General features: G+C 46.2%; 11 protein-coding genes. 6 read left to right on the top strand and 5 right to left on the bottom strand.

Going from position 1 to position 17,637, the window contains the following annotated elements; translation table 11 throughout:
• Positions 1-46 precede the first annotated feature (46 nt).
• The 4 genes from NC994_RS01935 to NC994_RS01920 all read left to right on the top strand — a co-directional run bounded on the left by NC994_RS01935 (position 47) and on the right by NC994_RS01920 (position 5,270).
• Positions 47-1,648, top strand: coding sequence for a B12-binding domain-containing radical SAM protein (locus tag NC994_RS01935; protein ID WP_190440745.1), 1,602 nt, complete (start codon positions 47-49; stop codon positions 1,646-1,648).
• Positions 1,649-1,703: 55 nt separating this feature from the next.
• Positions 1,704-1,847, top strand: a complete 144-nt coding sequence (locus NC994_RS01930) for a hypothetical protein (RefSeq protein ID WP_190668467.1) — start codon at positions 1,704-1,706, stop codon at positions 1,845-1,847.
• 156 nt (positions 1,848-2,003) lie between these two features.
• Entirely contained in the window at positions 2,004-3,590 is a 1,587-nt protein-coding gene (locus NC994_RS01925) for a B12-binding domain-containing radical SAM protein (protein WP_190440742.1), read from the top strand.
• Between the two features lie 90 nt (positions 3,591-3,680).
• Positions 3,681-5,270, top strand: a complete 1,590-nt coding sequence (locus NC994_RS01920; protein WP_190430938.1) for a B12-binding domain-containing radical SAM protein — start codon at positions 3,681-3,683, stop codon at positions 5,268-5,270.
• A 215-nt stretch (positions 5,271-5,485) separates the two neighbouring features.
• Here NC994_RS01920 and NC994_RS01915 read toward each other — a convergent pair whose 3' ends face one another.
• From NC994_RS01915 to gyrB, 5 genes are all read right to left on the bottom strand, one after another.
• A complete protein-coding gene (locus tag NC994_RS01915) occupies positions 5,486-6,034 on the bottom strand; it encodes a DoxX family protein (protein ID WP_190440739.1) in 549 nt (182 codons plus the stop codon).
• Between the two features lie 225 nt (positions 6,035-6,259).
• Entirely contained in the window at positions 6,260-7,099 is an 840-nt protein-coding gene (locus tag NC994_RS01910; RefSeq protein ID WP_190411111.1) for a DUF1838 family protein, read from the bottom strand.
• 44 nt (positions 7,100-7,143) lie between these two features.
• The gene (locus NC994_RS01905; RefSeq protein ID WP_190440738.1) at positions 7,144-9,072 is read right to left on the bottom strand and encodes an ABC transporter ATP-binding protein; all 1,929 of its coding nucleotides are present in this window, start codon (positions 9,070-9,072) and stop codon (positions 7,144-7,146) included.
• 89 nt (positions 9,073-9,161) lie between these two features.
• Positions 9,162-10,139, bottom strand: a complete 978-nt coding sequence (locus NC994_RS01900; protein WP_190440734.1) for a type IV pilin-like G/H family protein — start codon at positions 10,137-10,139, stop codon at positions 9,162-9,164.
• 438 nt (positions 10,140-10,577) lie between these two features.
• On the bottom strand, positions 10,578-12,521 hold the full coding sequence (gyrB, locus tag NC994_RS01895; protein ID WP_190440731.1) for a DNA topoisomerase (ATP-hydrolyzing) subunit B: 1,944 nt from the start codon (positions 12,519-12,521) through the stop codon (positions 10,578-10,580).
• A gap of 342 nt (positions 12,522-12,863) precedes the next feature.
• Between gyrB and miaA the strand changes: the two genes are divergently transcribed.
• On the top strand, positions 12,864-13,790 hold the full coding sequence (gene miaA, locus NC994_RS01890; RefSeq protein ID WP_190441263.1) for a tRNA (adenosine(37)-N6)-dimethylallyltransferase MiaA: 927 nt from the start codon (positions 12,864-12,866) through the stop codon (positions 13,788-13,790).
• 555 nt (positions 13,791-14,345) lie between these two features.
• The gene (locus NC994_RS01885; protein ID WP_190440728.1) at positions 14,346-17,498 is read left to right on the top strand and encodes a PAS domain S-box protein; all 3,153 of its coding nucleotides are present in this window, start codon (positions 14,346-14,348) and stop codon (positions 17,496-17,498) included.
• Positions 17,499-17,637 lie beyond the last annotated feature (139 nt).

The following is a 17,637-nucleotide window of genomic DNA, read 5'->3' as shown; positions in this document are numbered from 1 at the left end:
TTAGCTAATAGCTGAAATTTAAAAATGGTGTGAGGTTTTAAATTCAATGAAAGTTTTATTAGTTTATCCCCTGTTTCCTAAAACTTTTTGGTCTTACGAAAAAATACTGGAATTAGTCAACCGCAAGGTTTTATTGCCGCCGCTGGGTTTAGTAACCGTGGCGGCAATTTTGCCTCAAGCGTGGGAATTCAAGTTGGTGGATCGAAATATCCGCACCGTTACAGAAGACGAGTGGGAATGGGCAGATATTGTCATTCTTTCAGCAATGATTGTCCAGAAAGAGGATTTACTCGATCAAATCAAGGAAGCCAAGCGGCGCGGCAAATTGGTGGCGTGTGGTGGCCCTTACCCAACTTCTGTCCCGGAGGAAGCTCAAAAAGCGGGTGTAGATTATCTGATTTTAGATGAAGGGGAAATCACCCTGCCGATGTTTGTTGAGGCAGTTCAACGGGGCGAAAAACAGGGTATTTTCCGTTCCAATGGGGAAAAACCCGATGTGACGACAACGCCTGTGCCTCGTTTTGATTTGCTAGAGTTTGATGCTTACGATTCGATGTCAGTGCAGTTTTCGCGGGGTTGTCCTTTCCAGTGCGAATTTTGCGACATTATTGTTTTGTATGGTCGCAAACCCCGAACGAAAACACCGGAACAGCTATTAGCAGAGTTGGAGTATCTCTACCAATTGGGGTGGCGTCGTAGCGTTTTCATGGTGGATGATAACTTCATCGGCAATAAGCGCAACGTTAAGTTATTTCTCAAAGAGCTAAAAACCTGGCAAGCAGAACACCAATATCCCTTCCGGTTTAATACAGAAGCTTCGATTGATTTGGCGCAAGACCAAGAACTGATGGATTTAATGGTGGAGTGTTATTTTGATGCCGTGTTTTTGGGGATTGAAACGCCCGATGAAGAGAGTTTGTCGCTGACGAAAAAGTTCCAAAATACGCGCAGTTCTCTGGGTGAAGCGGTAGAGGCAATTACGCGAACCGGATTGCGCCCAATGGCTGGGTTTATTATTGGCTTTGATGGGGAGAAATCAGGCGCAGGCGATCGCATTGTTCGCTTTGCCGAGCAAACTGCTATTCCCACCACTACCTTCGCAATGCTGCAAGCCTTACCCAATACAGCGCTGTGGCATCGATTAGACAAGGAGGGTCGCCTGCGGGGGAAAGATGGCAACATCAATCAAACTACCTTGATGAACTTTGTCCCCACGCGACCCTTGCAAGAGATTGCCAGAGAATACGTTGAGGCTTTCTGGACGCTATACGATGCCGAAAAGTTTTTGGATCGGACTTATCGCTGTTTCTTGATGCTGGGTGCGCCCAAATGCAAGGCTCCTGCTAAATTACCAAATTTAGTGGATTTGCGAGCGCTGCTGATTGTTATGTGGCGTCAGGGTGTCAAACGCACAACTCGCTGGAAGTTCTGGCACCACTTATTTAGCATTCTCAAGCGCAATCCTGGTGTTTTTGAGCATTACATTGCAGTCTGCGCTCATAATGAGCATTTTCTAGAGTACCGCCAGATTGTGCGGGACGAAATAGATGCCCAGTTAGCTGAGTTTCAGGCAGAAGAAGCAAAACTGCAACAGATAGAAGATATCTCATCGGCATCTGTAAAAGAAAAAAATCCCGTCGGTGTATAAGACAGGGTTGTTTCGGGATGGCTAACAGAACAGGGGCTTTTGCGATCGCTCTGAAATGAAAATGCTCGTTAACCGGCAGGAATCAAAATTACTGGTAGTGTCTGGGAGTAGGGAGGCAGAAAGTCCAGAGTCAGTAGGTGGATATCAGGTTCCCACTCCCCCTAAACCAACGGTTAACTACATTCGGCTACTGAGTTAGTTAGCATGGAATATCCATTCATCATTAGCGAAAACCTAGCGGCATATTGTATTCGATCAATTTAATGACTCCTTCATGAGCGATCGCACGTCGAAAGTGATAGAACAATTTGCCCCTGCTACGAATCACTAAAATTAGTCCGAGGTTGCCAATTCAATGCGAGTTTTACTGCTTTATCCTTTATTTCCTAAAACTTTTTGGTCTTTTGAGAAAGTCCTAGAATTAGTAAATCGCAAGGTTTTATTGCCGCCGCTAGGTTTAGTGACGGTTGCCGCAATTTTGCCTCAAGAATGGGAATTCAAACTGGTCGATCGAAACGTTCGCAGCGTCACAGAAGACGAGTGGGAGTGGGCAGATTTGGTCATTCTCTCGGCAATGATTGTTCAGAAAGAGGATTTACTTGATCAAATCAAGGAAGCCAAGCGGCGCGGTAAAGCGGTTGCGGTAGGTGGCCCTTATCCGACTTCTGTACCTGATGAAGCGACCAATGCTGGTGCAGATTATCTGATTTTGGATGAAGGGGAAATCACTTTACCGATGTTTATGGAAGCGATCGCGCGAGGTGACAAGGGCGGGATTTTCCGATCCAATGGGGAAAAACCCGATGTGACGACAACCCCGGTTCCTCGTTTCGATTTGCTAGAGTTCGATGCTTACGATACGATGTCGGTACAGTTTTCGCGGGGTTGTCCCTTCCAGTGCGAATTTTGCGACATTATTGTTTTGTATGGTCGCAAACCTCGGACGAAGGCACCAGAACAGCTATTAGCAGAGTTGGAATGTCTCTACCAACTGGGGTGGCGTCGCAGCGTTTTCATGGTGGATGATAACTTCATCGGCAATAAGCGCAACGTCAAGTTATTTCTCCAAGAATTAAAAACTTGGCAAGCGGAACACCAGTATCCCTTCAGCTTTAATACAGAAGCCTCGGTTGACTTGGCGCAAGACCAAGAACTGATGGATTTAATGGTGGAGTGCAATTTTAATGCGGTGTTCCTGGGAATTGAAACGCCGGATGAAGCCAGTTTGCAGATGACGAAGAAGTTTCAAAATAACCGAACTTCGCTTGCTGACTCGGTAGAAACCATCACGCGGGCGGGGTTGCGGGTGATGGCTGGTTTTATCATTGGCTTTGATGGAGAAAAATCAGGCGCAGGCGATCGCATTGTCCGCTTTGCCGAACAAACGGCGATTCCGACGACTATTTTCGGAATGCTACAAGCTTTACCCCACACTGCCCTCTGGTTCCGCCTAGAAAAAGAGGGGCGATTGCTGGATAGCGCATCGGGCAACCAGTTCAATGTGATGAATTTTATCCCGACCCGACCCGTAGAAGAGATTACCAGGGAATACATCAACGCCTTCTGGGATTTATACGATGCGGAAAAGTTTTTAGATCGGGCTTATCGCCATTTTCTGATGCTGGGCGCACCCAAAGTAAAAGTTCCTTTTAAAATGCCGGGTCTGATGGAGTTAAGGGCTTTGGCAATTGTGGCGTGGAGACAAGGCATTAAGCGTCACACTCGCTGGAAGTTCTGGCACCATCTGTTTAGTATCATCAAACACAACCCTGGTGTTTGGGATCATTACCTCACCGTCTGTGCCCACAACGAACATTTTCTCGAATATCGCCAGATTGTCCGCGACCAAATTGAGGTGCAGTTAGCTGAGTATCTAGCACAACAATCGAAACAGGAAGCTAAAGTTTCCCCTGTGAAAAACAGCGTCGGTGCGAGTGCGTGATATCAAGTGAAAAATGGGGAATTAGAAATTTTTTACCCATTTTTCATTCCTTCTCATCAATGACCAATTAAGCGTGAGGATTGTCAATTAATGCGAGTTTTACTTTTATATCCACTATTTCCGAAAAGTTTTTGGTCTTTTGAAAAAACTTTAGCTTTGCTAAATCGTAAGGCAATGTTGCCGCCTTTAGGTTTAGTGACCGTTGCCGCAATTTTGCCCCAAGAGTGGGAGTTTAAGTTAGTAGATCGAAATGTTACCCAAATAACTGAAGCTGAATGGGCATGGGCAGATTTAGTAATTCTGTCGGCAATGATTGTCCAAAAAGAAGATTTGCTAGATCAAATCAAAGAAGCAAAGCAAAGGGGTAAGTTAGTCGCAGTCGGCGGCCCTTATCCCACTGCTTTACCTCAAGAAGTAGAATCAGTAGGCGCAGATTATTTGATTTTGGATGAAGGGGAAATCACCCTGCCGATGTTTGTGGAGGCAGTGCAACGTGGCGAAACTTCAGGAACTTTTCGGGCGGGAGGAGAGAAGCCGGATGTCAGTTCCACACCCGTTCCCCGCTTTGATTTACTAGATTTTGACGCTTATTCAGAAATGTCTGTGCAGTTTTCGCGGGGATGCCCATTTCAATGCGAATTCTGCGACATTATTGTCCTTTACGGACGCAAACCCCGCACGAAAACGCCAGCCCAATTACTGGCAGAATTAGAACGCCTTTATGAGTTGGGTTGGCGACGCAGCATCTTTATGGTGGATGACAATTTTATCGGGAATAAGCGGAATGTCAAGTTATTCCTGAAAGAGTTGCAACCGTGGATGGTGGAACACCAATATCCTTTCTCTTTTGCGACGGAAGCCTCCGTAGATTTGGCAAAAGATCAAGAATTGATGGATATGATGGTTCAGTGCAATTTTGGGGCAGTGTTTTTAGGAATTGAAACACCGGATGAGGAGAGTTTAGCACTGACTCAGAAGTTCCAAAATACGCGAGATTCCTTAAGTGATTCCGTTCAAGCGATCGCGCGATCGGGATTGCGGGTGATGGCTGGGTTTATCGTAGGCTTTGATGGAGAAAAACCCGGTGCAGGGGATCGCATTGTCAACTTTGTCGAGAAAACGGCAATTCCCACCGCTTTATTTAGTATGTTGCAAGCTTTACCCGATACCGCCCTTTGGCATCGGTTAAAGAAAGAAGGGCGGCTGCGAGGCGAATCTGCCAACATCAATCAAACGACATTGATGAACTTTGTGCCCACACGTCCTCTAGAAGACATTGCGCGCGAATACATCGATGCATTTTGGACATTGTACGATCCGGAGCGTTTTCTAGACCGCACTTATCGTCACTTTCGCATATTAGGAGAAGCGACGTATCCGAATAAGGGCAAACGTGCGAAGAAGAAAATAGATTGGGTCGTGATTCGAGCCTTATTAATCATTTGTTGGCGACAAGGTGTGCTTCGTAAAACTCGCTGGCAGTTCTGGCGCAACTTGTTTAGTATGTATCGCCACAATCGAGGCGGAATCAGCAGCTATTTAGCGGTTTGCGCTCAAATCGAGCATTTTGTAGAGTATCGCCAGATCGTTAAAGAGCAAATTGAGGCGCAGTTGGCAGAGTTTATGGCAGAAGACGCGGTTCAACAGCCGCAAGAGGTGAAAACCCCAGTGAATGCGTAGGGTAGACGACACCTCAGATCCTCCAAACCCCTATTATTTAAGAGACTGACTTAATAATGGGGTTTGGAGAATCGCAGAATAGCGCCCATAAAGTGACTGAAGAAGAGCAATTCCTTTATTTAAACCTGGTATATAGCAATCCTGTTTTAGTTGCGAGATGCCAGTGGTTTAAATCCCCAACTTATCCAAGAAGTCGGGAATCTTGCTTCCAGAAATCATTTAAGACTGGTATAGGTAGACAAACGTTTTTGCCGTCTGCGTCTTGTCCAAAAGTTGTTGGCAAAGTTGAGTATGTTTTTGTCGCGATGATCTCCTGAACCTGCAACAGTCCGCCTGTTGGCAAGCCAGCGATCGATGGAGTAAATATTGAAGCTGCTACCAGCTAGCAATATAAATAGCACAATCCCGTAGATAAGCATTGTTTGTGCTGCACCCCAGTTTTGTATGGATGTGACACCCATCATCAAGACGATCATCAGGATAAATGTTGCAATTAGGGCGCTGCGCGTTGCTAATCCAAGGGAGATCAACACCCCCACGATCAATTCAACCGGGGGTACTAAGTAAGAATTGAACCTTACCAAAAATTCCGGGAAATAAGAATTGGCAAGTTGGTTGACAGTATTTTCAGCAAAACCGGGAATATTGCCGATGCGAGTAAAGCCGTGATTAAAGTAATTCACGCCAATCAAAATTCGCAGTAACAAATAAGCGATCGCAATATCCCTAGTTTTTAGACCAATATAGGGTCTATTTTCAGTCATTGCTATAACTCCAACTGTGTTACTTAAACTTTAATTGATTTTAACTGTAGAGATTTGAATTAATTAAAGTTTAATGAGAAATGAATTAGCCAAGCTAAACCTACCAACCCAAATAAGTCTGTTTTTTCACTTTTTGAATAGCAGCCAACAAGCGCTATTCTCCGAGTGTTGAAGTTATAAGGTAAAATCCTGAGTTTTGTTATTTGTCAAGAGTAAGAATCGGCTTTATTCAATACAAGGCTCATCTATAATCGGGGCGGGTAGTGGAAATTCTTCTCCTCGTAGGTAGGCATCAAATTGTTCGTCAAAACGGCTCCAACTGGTAGCAATCGAACGCTGAATTCTACAGGTTGGAGCTTCGCGGAATAAAGGCAGCCGATGTTCGATTTGTTCTTTAATGGCTACAGGGATATCTTCAAATACATCAGTTTTATTGCCAGTGTAATTTAAGACTAAAAAGCCGGGTTTCCCCTTCATTTTCATCCACGGTTCCCACGGCCCCATGCGGTAATAAGAAAGTGTAACAGCGCGATTGTCGCTAGCACTGATGGGTTCGTCAGATAGTATTTTTGTCGGAAAAATAAATTTGTAGGAATCCGACGATTGGACATACTTCTCTGGCGAATAATCTGCAAACTTGGGGTTCGTTGATAACGGGTTAGGCAGTTTCATATTGAAATCTAATGAAACTGAGGATATTTCTGAAGTTATGTGAGCATCTATCTGTTGTGGAATCTGGAACTCCTGGTAGTCATAAGAACGGTGCATAATATTCAGTGTTTCACCTGACCAGGGGTTTTTCCAACTTTTTAGAATTTCTCCAGTTTTGGGATCGAGATAAAGTGTAATTTTACGACTTACAAGCGTCCAGCGGGATGTTGAATTATCTTGAATACAGCGCGAGATATCAACGCCTAAGAAATCAAACAGATGAACAGGTTGATCGTTATCTATCGGATGGGCATACATAGCACCTGTAGCCGGGAAATAGTGAGTTTTACTGTCACTGCTACAGCGTAGTTTGACAAACTGCTCATCGGTAATTGTTGATTTCGTTAAGGTCATAGTTTGCGCTTCCCCAAAGTATAGATTGAGCTAAGGATGAATACTTAACTAATAATTTCTCGCCCTCCTGCTGATATCTTGATTCGGTCTTGCTGACGCTGCTGAATCTGTTCTAGACTGCCGGTAGGAATGGCGGCAATTAACTGGCGCGTGTATTCTTGCTTCGGTTCGCGGTAGAGATTTTCAGCGGAGCCAATTTCTTCGATTTTGCCTCGATTCATGACCATGATGCGATCGCTCATAAATTTCACCACGCTCAAGTCATGGGAAATAAAGATGTAAGTTAAGCCAAATTCACTTTGGACTTCTTTGAGCAAATTCAGCACTTGCGCCTGTACGGACACATCTAGCGCCGAGACAGATTCGTCGCAGATGATGAATTTGGGATTGAGTGCCAAAGCACGAGCAATACAAACCCGCTGGCGCTGTCCGCCAGAAAACTCGTGGGGATAGCGATTCATCCAGCCAGGATTTAAACCTACACGCTCTAAGAGATAGGCTGCGCGATCGCGTCGTTCCTTAGAATTTTTACCATAGTGATGAATTTGTAGCGGTTCCATCACCGCATCTCCAATTTTTAGACGCGGATCGAGGGAACTAAAGGGATTTTGGAAGACAATTTGCATCTCGCGTCGCAATTGCCGCAGCCGCCGATTACTAACTTTCGTAATATCTTCCCCTTCAAACTCGATCTGCCCGCTTGTTGGTTCGATTAAGCGCAGGATGGTACGCGCTAAGGTACTTTTGCCACAGCCGGATTCTCCTACCAATCCCAGCGTTTCACCGGGATAAACATCAAATGAGATGCCATTCACCGCCATCAAATAGCGTTTGGTTTGACCAAACATTCCCTGGATTGGGAAGCCAACTTGGAGGTCGCGGACAGAGAGTAGAGCTTTTTCAGTGGTAAAGATGCGATCTATCGCTTCTGGGTTTTGAGTGGAACCCAGAATTTCTTCTGACTCCTGACTCTTGACGCCTGTTTTTTCTCGAATCTCGATTTCGCCGCTGGGTGTTTTCACCACTTCCATAAAGTCAGCGACGGTCGGCAGGTATTTCAACCGGCGGTTAAGGCTGGGGCGACAGGCTAACAAACCTTTGGTATAAGGATGTTGAGGGTTAGAAAAGATTTGCTCAACTGAGCCGTATTCAACTATTTTGCCTTGATACATCACGGCGACAACGTCGGCAATTTCAGCAATTACCCCCAAGTCGTGACCGATAAACATCATCGACATCCCACGGGCGTCGCGTAACTCCCGCAATAGATCCAGAATCGTCGCTTGAACCGTTACATCCAAGGCGGTTGTCGGTTCGTCAGCAATCAATACCGCTGGATTGCAGGAAATAGCCATTGCAATCATCATCCGCTGCAATTGCCCGCCGGAGAGTTCGTGGGGGTAGCGATCCAGCATTGCCAATTTTTGCTGATTGACCTGCTGATTAGTTTCCGCTTCGCTATCTCTTCTGGCTTCTGGTCTTTCTTCTAGATAGCGTTGTCGCATCTCTTCATCGCTAGCGAGGAGTTTGACTTCTTGGAGACGCGCGATCGCTTGCCGCCTCGCCTCGGCAGGGGTTACATTTTGATGCTGACGGATTGCCTCGACTAACTGAAACCCACACGTAAAAACTGGGTTTAAGGAACTCATCGGTTCCTGAAAAATCATTGAAATCTGACCACCCCGATATTTCCGCAACTCCTCTGCACTCAGATCCCGCAGATTCACTACAGATCCGCCTCGTTCCTGTGAGTTTTGAAACCAAATTTCACCGCCGCTAATCCTGCCCGGAGTTGGCACCAGACCCATGACGGCGAGGGAAGTCACCGATTTACCCGATCCCGACTCTCCCACAATGCCCAAAGTCTGCCCGCGACTCAGTTTGAAGGAAATACCATCAACTGCCAGAATTTGCTTTTCATCAGTTAAAAATTGAACTTGCAGGTTGCGGATGTCTAAAACGGTGTCACTCATGGCAGTCAAGGCAAAAAATTTAACTGGATTTTAACAATCTATGCGATCGCGAGAGAATCAATCGGGTTGTTGATAGCGACGGCAGCCGATTACTGTAACAGACGCGAACCCGATGGACATTGAACTGCTGATGAGCCACTCTGCGGCGGTTTCGGCATCGCTGGAGCCGAGGTTGAGGGGCGCTGGGTTTCGCAAACCGCTACGAGGGTGGTGGCTTCACCGTTCTTTTTGGTGGCAAATACCGCACCTGTGTAGCTATGAATTTCAGCATTCTTGGCTTGGGCGGCGATCATCACGCTTTGGGCGTCCTTTCCGGGTGATACCAACCGATAGTTGTAATACACGCTGGCTGGCTCGCCTCCTAAACCTAAATCTTCAGTGTTTGTGGCAAATTTGCCTTTTTGCTGATAATAAGCCTGTTGCGCTTTGTTTACCATCGCGATATACAGTTTGGCTTCCGTTTGCGGTTTTGGGAGCTGCGAATCTTCGGATACCTGACTCTGTGCATTCTCCAGCTCAATTACTTTGGCGTCTTTGGGTAATGTCGCGCTATCGGAAATTTTCTCAAATATCGTTGCCTTGGGGGTAAAAGCATTGGGTCTGGGTTGTCCAGCTTGCCGTCCCTCTAATTCCAGACGTAGTTTACCGCGATCGATAAATTCAAAAATGCTCAGGATGCTCTCTTTTTTGCTAAAAACCAGGTCAAGTTGTCCCGGTTTAGCCTGGGAATTGACTTTGTACTTAATTCCGACAGCAACCGGAGGTCCATCAGACGTTGGAAATACAATGAATAATTTTCCCTCTGGCGCAAATATAAATGTGACCAACTCCCCGGTTTGCGGATCTTCGGCTTGCCATTGCCCTACAAATTGCTGGGTGGCGGTCGTTGCTGGTGTGGTTTTGGTTGGAGTCGCTGCGGGTGCGGGTTTGGCTGGGGTATTTGCCGATCTCCCTAGGATACCTGTCACCAGGATGCCGTTGATTGCGATTAATAAGCTAGATACAATCAACTTGTTGTTAACTGGGAGTTTCACTAGTTTGGCAAAGTTGATGATAAAGTGATTCATTACTTTTTGGTGTTTGCTTGATATTTTTTATCCAAATTTTGATGATTTTCCTGTGAAATGTCGGAGATTAAATTAGTAAGACATGAAATTGCAAATATAGTTTCCTTCAAGTTATAACATAGCCAAGCTATAGCAATTCTATTTGAGTGATGAGCTGGCTCTTCAGATCCCGATTTTTAGAGAAGTCGGGGTTCTGTTCTTCATGAATCATTTAGAGCCGCTATATAGCCTTTTACAGGCTTCGATGTCACAGAAAAAATAGCGATCGCGTTCTTTTGGTGCAGTGTTGATGGGAAATCTAGCGCAGGGGCTTTAAAAGACAAAAGTATGGTTAAGTTCTTAATTAACCATACTTTTGTAACAAGGCAACCTTATGTACTAATCATTTTTACATTAGTTGCCCAATTTTGGGGTATTCAATCATTTCAACCGGAGAATCTAAATATCTAGATCGTTGAGATTGAGACGAGGACCATAGGTTTCGATAAATTCGCGGCGGGGTGCAACGCGATCGCCCATTAGAACGGTAAAGATGCGATCGGCTTCCGCCGCATCTTCAATTTCCACCCGTTTGAGAGTGCGAGTTTCCGGGTTCATGGTAGTATCCCACAACTGTTGCGGCATCATTTCACCCAAACCTTTGAATCGCTGGATGGTGTAGTTGGCATTAGCGGGAAACTCATGCTGAATCAGGTTTGCCATTTCGCGATCGCTATAGCAATAGTAATGATTGCGTCCGCGTTCTACCTTATAGAGTGGAGGACAAGCGATATAGATGTAACCCTGCTCGATTAGCGCCCGTTGATAGCGATAGAAGAACGTTAATAACAGCGTCCGAATGTGCGCCCCATCTACGTCCGCGTCAGTCATAATCACGATGCAGTGATAGCGCAGCTGAGAAGCATCAAACTCCTCACCCTTAACACCCAATCCCAGTGCGGTGATTAGCGCCTGGATTTCGGTGTTTTTGTAGATTTTGGCATCGTCGGTTTTCTCAATGTTGAGAATCTTACCGCGCAATGGGAGGATAGCTTGGTTGCGTCTGTCCCGTCCTTGTTTGGCACTTCCTCCGGCTGAGTCCCCTTCTACGATATAAATCTCCGATTCCGAAGGATCTCGCGTACTGCAATCGGCTAACTTACCCGGTAAAGGAGAAGATTCCAAAACCGATTTGCGGCGCACTAATTCTCGTGCGTGACGCGCTGCTTCGGCGGCTTTGAAAGCTTGAATCGCTTTTTCTAGAATCGCATCGCCAACGTTTGGGCGGAACTCTAAATATTCTGTGAGAACTTCGCCGACTAGGGAATCAACAATTCCTCGGACTTCGGTGTTACCGAGTTTGGTTTTAGTTTGTCCTTCAAATTCCGGATCGGGTACTTTGACGGAGATAACCCCCGTTAAACCTTCGCGGACATTCTCTCCGCCGAGGTTCGGTTCATTTTCTTTGATTTTATTGCGCTTGCGAGCGATCGTATTCAGCGTCCGCGTCAGCACCGCCTTCAACCCTTCCAGGTGAGTACCGCCGTCAACTGTACGAATATTATTTGCGAACCCCAGCAGAGTATCTGTATAGGCATCGACGCACCACTGCAACGCCACCTCTACTTGTACATTGTTGCGTTCGCCGGATACATAGATAATTTCTTCGTGGAGAGCCTGTTTATCGCTATTCATATAGGCGATATACTCTTTAATACCTCCTTCATAACAGTAGGTTTCTACTCTTGGCTCTCCACCCTTAATTAATTCCAGCCGGTTGTCAGTAAACGTGATTTTGACTCCCGCATTTAAGTAAGCCAGTTCCCGCAAACGACTTGCCAAGGTGGTGTAATCAAACTCAATGCCAGTCGTCACAAAAATCTGTAAATCTGGCTTGAAACTAATCGAGGTGCCTGTCCTCGCTTCTTTAATTGGCGTTGCCTTGAGTTCGGTGACAGGAATACCCCGCTCAAAGCGCATGATATGCTCCCGCTTCTCCCGCCAAACGGTTACTTCCACCCACTCAGACAAGGCATTGACTACGGAGATCCCGACACCGTGCAAACCACCAGAAACCTTGTAACCGCCGCCGCCAAATTTCCCTCCGGCGTGCAGCACCGTCATCACCGTTTCCAAAGCTGATTTGCCTGTAGTGGGATGAGTATCTGTGGGAATCCCTCGTCCATCGTCTGTCACCGTCACCGAACCATCGGCGTTTATGTCTATCTCCACATGGGTGCAATAGCCAGCCAGAGCCTCATCAATAGAGTTGTCCACCACCTCGTAAACTAGATGGTGGAGTCCCCTAGGGCCAGTCGAACCGATGTACATCCCCGGTCTTTTCCGGACTGGTTCAAGACCTTCTAGAACTTGAATCTGATCGGCACTGTAACTGCTCGTCATGAATAAGGATTCTCCAATAATGGCTTGGAAGCCCACCGGGACTTCAAAAATGTAAAAACACTCCAAAATTATAACACAAAAGGTTTCGGGGCGACCGTAGGGCAATTTCAAGAGATATTTGTTTAGGGGCTGTACCCAGTGAAAGGTAACAAAGTAGGAAAGCACGGTGGCACAAGGGAACGGGAGGCGAGAGAAACAGACACAGGGAGCAGCGGAAAATTACCTGTTCGCTCAGCCCTCTTCACTCAGTCCTCAGTCCTCAGCCCTCAGTTCTCAGCCCTCAGTCCTCAGCCCTCAGTCCTCAGTCCTCAGCCCTCTTCACTCAGCCCTCAGCCCTCAGCGCTGATTGTTATTTGTGGTGCTACCGCGACGGGAAAATCAGGGCTGGCATTAGCATTAGCACAGCGCTTGGGTTCTGTAATTCTTAGCGCTGATTCGCGTCAAGTGTACCGCGAATTTGATATCGGCACAGCTAAGCCAACAGATGCTGAGCGCAAGTTGGTACCGCACTACTTAATTGATATCTGCGAGCCCACAGAAACTTTGACGGTGGCAGATTACCAGCAGCAGACGCAAGCTTTAATTGCTGCTTTGGGCAAGGAAACTCCGCCTCTTTTGGTGGGAGGGACGGGTTTATACATCCGTTCTATTGTGCAGGGGTTAAAAATTCCTAGAGTAGCGCCCCAAGAAGAATTGCGATCGCAACTGCAATCTCTCGGTCAAATCCAACTTTACGCTTTTCTACAACAAGTTGATCCCGTTGCCGCTCAGAAAATTCATCCTAACGATCCCGTGCGGACATTGCGAGCTTTAGAAGTATTTTATGTGACGGGTCGCCCCATTTCAGAGCAGCAAGGAGAGAATCCACCCGATTATCCCATTCTCCAAATTGGCTTAGATTGCCCGGACTCTAGCCACCTTACGCAACGCATTGAACAGCGAACCGAACAGATGTTAGCAGCAGGGTGGGAAGCGGAGGTAAAAATCCTTTGTGAGAAATACGGTTGCAATCTGCCGCTGCTGGATACGCTAGGTTATAGGGAAATGAAGCAATATTTAGCTGGAGAGATTTCTCTATCGGACGCCAAAGAGTTAACCGTTTTGCACACTCGTCAATTTGCCAAGCGACAACGCACTTGGTTTCGTGCTTATCCCCAAATTGAGTGGTTTGAGGCAAATCAACCCGATTTATTGGAGCGCGTGTGGCAACGAGTGCTAGAGTTCATTGCTGCAAGTTGTCAGGATGTGCCTCCTCAAGCTAGATGCTAACTTCCTGTCCAATTTTATACTCTTGTAACTAAACTTAACTTCGTACATTTTCGAGTTGTATGGAAGTGATTTCTTTGCTTTCTTCTACAAGGAGTTGAAGGATTCGTGTATAGCAGATTACCCAGGAAATGCAATGATAAACTTTTCTGCTATATTAAACCGCCATCAACCTTTAGAGAGATTTTATAGAATTTATATATGAATAGGAAAACCATTTAATAGACTATGAAAACAGCAAAACCGCCTTTTTTAATTCCTACGGGTACAAATAACCCTTAGCAGTTGCGATCGCATTTCCGGCACTGCGGTAAAAGGCTGGAGACCTTTAGTTTGAGCGAGAATGCGTAGAATTTAGCAATTTTCATGTAGATTTTCCTGAAACTGTTAGTCAATTGGAGCGCCAGGGAACAATCTAGCTAGGGTTATCGGACGGAAAAGTTGATCGCTGAGACTTTCTCCTGCTTTTTCAGCATTGAGACATTTAACGCGACAAGGCAGAACAAGCATTTTCAGATGATGGCTACCGAAATCCGGTCCAAGTAGGAATAAGTACTGATGAAAATTTTAGAGTCTAGGAAGGAAGCGGCGAGGCTAGAAGCTCTGCGCCGATATCGGATTCTTGATACAGAACCCGAAGAGGCATTCGACGATCTTGCCCATTTAGCGGCGCACGTTTGTGGAACCCCGATTGCGTTAATAAATTTTTTGGATAAAAACCGTCAGTGGTTTAAGTCAAAGGTGGGTTTAGAAGTATCAGAATTCCCCCTTGATATCGGGTTCTGCCCCCTACTTGAGCAACACGAAATTTTAATGATTCCTGATACATTGGCTGATAAGAAGTTTGCCACTAATCCAGTCGTCATTGCTTGCCCCAGCGTCCGATTTTATGCGGGCGCACCGCTGATAACCCCTGAGGGACAGATAATCGGGACGATCTGTGTTGTTGATTATGTACCGCGAAACCTCAGTCCAGAACAAGTAGAGGCACTTAAAGCTTTAAGCCGCCAGGTAATTAGCCAACTAGAGCTACGGCGCAATTTAGCTGAAAAGGAACGCAGCATCGCTGCACGCGAACGAGCCGAGGAGGCGCTACAGCGAGCTGCTACCGAGAACCTGCACCTGGCACGGGCGATTACTTCAGCTTCTGAGGGAGTGATTATTACCGATCCGAACCAGCCAGACAACCCGATCGTTTACGCAAACCCAGCTTTCTCGCGGATCTCTGGGTATAAGCCAGAAGAAATTATGGGTCGCAACTGCCGTTTTCTGAAAGGTTCTGGCACAGATCCGCAAGCGATCGCTCAAATTCGCCAAGCGATCGCCGAACAAAAAGAGATTCAAACGACGCTGCTGAACTATCGAAAAGATGGTCAGCCATTCTGGAATGAATTAAGAATTTCGCCAGTATTTTCAGATGAGGGGAACTTACTCTACTTCGTAGGCTTGCAAACGGACATCTCCGCTCGTAAGCGGGCAGAGGAAGAGCGCGATCGCTTATTCACCCTCTCGTTGGATATGCTGTGTATTGCTAGTTTGGATGGCTATTTTAAGCGCGTAAACCCAGCTTTTGAGAAAACACTTGGGCTTTCTCAAGAAGAACTTTGCTGTACATTACTGTTTAACTTTGTTCATCCTGAAGACCAAGGAAAAACCCGTGACGAATTCCAGAAACTTGCCACGGGCGAACCAACCATCGACTTTGAGAACCGCTACATCTGTCAGGATGGTTCTTATAAATGGCTATCCTGGACAGCCTCTCCGGTCGTTGAAGAAGGGTTGATGTATGCGATCGCCCGCGACATTACCGAGCGCAAAGCTAACGAGGAGGCATGGCGTCAAAGCGAAGAGCGGTTTCGCAATTTAGTCGAAACCACTAGCGATTGGGTCTGGGAGGTGGATGAAAACGTTGTTTACACGTATGTCAGTCCGAAGCTCCGCGACATTTTGGGTTATGAACCAGAAGAAGTTCTGGGCAAAACTCCCTTCGATCTCATGCCTCCGGAAGAAGCTTTTCGAGTTGCTAATATTTTTGGGCAAATGGCTGCCCTTGCACAACCCATTACGTGTCTTGAGAATACGACTGTTCACAAAGACGGTCATCTGGTTGTCCTAGAAACTAGTGCAGTTCCAGTTTGGAATTGTGATGGAAAATTCCAAGGTTATCGCGGCATGGATCGGGACATCACCGAGCGAAAGGAGGCAGAACAAAAAATCCGCAGACAAGCTGCCTTGCTAGATGTAACAACAGATGCAATTCTTGTGCGAAATCTAAAAGACAAAATCGTACTTTGGAGTAAAGGAGCTGAGTTACTGTACGGTTGGAAGGCGGAGGAAGTTCTGGGGAAAAATGTCTCGGAGATTTTGTACAACGATCCTTCGCCTCAACTCCTAGAAGCGCACAAGACTGTTAACAACAAAGGTGAATGGCAAGGTGAATTGTATAAAGTCACCAAAGAAGGCAAACAAATTGTCGTTGCCAGTCGTTGGAGTTTGGTGCGCGATGATGAAAATAACCCCAAATCAATCCTCTCTGTAGACACCGATATTACAGAGAAAAAACAACTTGAAGCACAGTTCCGCCGCGCCCAACGGATGGAGAGTATCGGTACTCTGGCTGGCGGCATTGCCCACGATCTAAACAATGTACTGACGCCAATTCTTGCCGCCATTCAAATCTTACAAATGGTAATTCCCGATCCGCGCAGTCAGCGGCTTTTGGATTTACTAGAAACAAATACTAAACGCGGTGCTGAGCTAATTAAGCAAGTCTTGTCATTTGCTCGAGGAGTTGAAGGTGAGCGAATGACCCTTCAAGTAGGGCACTTAATTGGGGAAATTCAGAAAATTGCCAAAGAGACCTTTCCTAAATCAATCGAAATCTATACAGATGTACGAATGATGGAACTTTGGCCTGTCTCTGGAGATGCTACTCAAGTACATCAGGTGTTGATGAATCTCTGCGTTAATGCCCGCGATGCGATGCCAGATGGTGGAGTCTTGAGTATCTCTGCCGAAAATCTTATCATCGATGAAAACTATGCCCGGATGAATATTGAGGCCAAAATGGGGCCTTATATCGTTATTACTATCTCGGATACTGGAAGTGGTATTCCTCCAGAAAGTTTAGAAAGAATTTTTGAACCATTTTTCACAACAAAAGAACTCGGTAAAGGCACAGGGCTAGGTCTGTCCACTGTGTTGGCAATCATTAAAGGTCATGACGGTTTTATCAATGTCTATAGCGAAGTAGGAAGAGGAACCCAATTTAAAGTTTATTTTCCAGCAACTAACACAACTACAACAGATCCAGAAGCTACGGAGCGTTATGAACTGCCCAGAGGTCACGGAGAATGGATTCTTGTGGTTGATGATGAACCAGCCATTCGAGAAGTGACTAAAACATCCCTAGAAGCCTATGACTATCGGGTACTCACTGCCAACGATGGGATTGAAGCGATCGCACTCTATGCCCAGCATCGCGCGGAAATCAATGTCGTGTTAATTGATATGATGATGCCTACGATGGATGGTCCAACCACCATCCGCGCCCTACAAAAAATGAACCCGCAGGTCAAAGTTGTTGCTGTGAGCGGACTGGTTTCCAACCATAAGCTCCCAGCGATCGCAGGTGGCGTCGTCAAAAGATTTTTGTCGAAGCCCTACACCGCAGAAGATTTGTTGAAATCCATTCACGAGCTTCTAAGTTAGCGCTGTGATTCCAGCAGTCGATGCAATACACGCTACGAGGTCAAGTATGCACGATTGGCACTCCCTCCCCTTTCTAGCACTAACTTTTGCCCTGTTTATCATCTTCCTCAAGATTTTAACGAACCAAAGCTTTGTGCCT

This window comes from Trichocoleus sp. AS-A1 (genome assembly GCF_039962015.1).
In the GTDB taxonomy this organism is placed as follows: Bacteria; Cyanobacteriota; Cyanobacteriia; order Cyanobacteriales; family FACHB-T130; genus FACHB-T130.
Note: the sequence above shows the minus strand (reverse complement) of the source record. Positions and strands in the feature narration are given on the sequence as shown.

Excerpts from the sequence above, each read along its gene's own strand:
- NC994_RS01935 (WP_190440745.1), top strand. The coding sequence starts at position 47 with ATGAAAGTTTTATTAGTTTATCCCCTGTTTCCTAAAACTTTTTGGTCT.
- NC994_RS01885 (WP_190440728.1), top strand. The coding sequence starts at position 14,346 with ATGAAAATTTTAGAGTCTAGGAAGGAAGCGGCGAGGCTAGAAGCTCTG.
- NC994_RS01925 (WP_190440742.1), top strand. The coding sequence starts at position 2,004 with ATGCGAGTTTTACTGCTTTATCCTTTATTTCCTAAAACTTTTTGGTCT.
- gyrB (WP_190440731.1), bottom strand. The coding sequence starts at position 12,521 with ATGACGAGCAGTTACAGTGCCGATCAGATTCAAGTTCTAGAAGGTCTT.
- NC994_RS01915 (WP_190440739.1), bottom strand. The coding sequence starts at position 6,034 with ATGACTGAAAATAGACCCTATATTGGTCTAAAAACTAGGGATATTGCG.
- NC994_RS01910 (WP_190411111.1), bottom strand. The coding sequence starts at position 7,099 with ATGACCTTAACGAAATCAACAATTACCGATGAGCAGTTTGTCAAACTA.
- NC994_RS01900 (WP_190440734.1), bottom strand. The coding sequence starts at position 10,139 with ATGAATCACTTTATCATCAACTTTGCCAAACTAGTGAAACTCCCAGTT.
- NC994_RS01920 (WP_190430938.1), top strand. The coding sequence starts at position 3,681 with ATGCGAGTTTTACTTTTATATCCACTATTTCCGAAAAGTTTTTGGTCT.
- NC994_RS01930 (WP_190668467.1), top strand. The coding sequence starts at position 1,704 with ATGAAAATGCTCGTTAACCGGCAGGAATCAAAATTACTGGTAGTGTCT.
- NC994_RS01905 (WP_190440738.1), bottom strand. The coding sequence starts at position 9,072 with ATGAGTGACACCGTTTTAGACATCCGCAACCTGCAAGTTCAATTTTTA.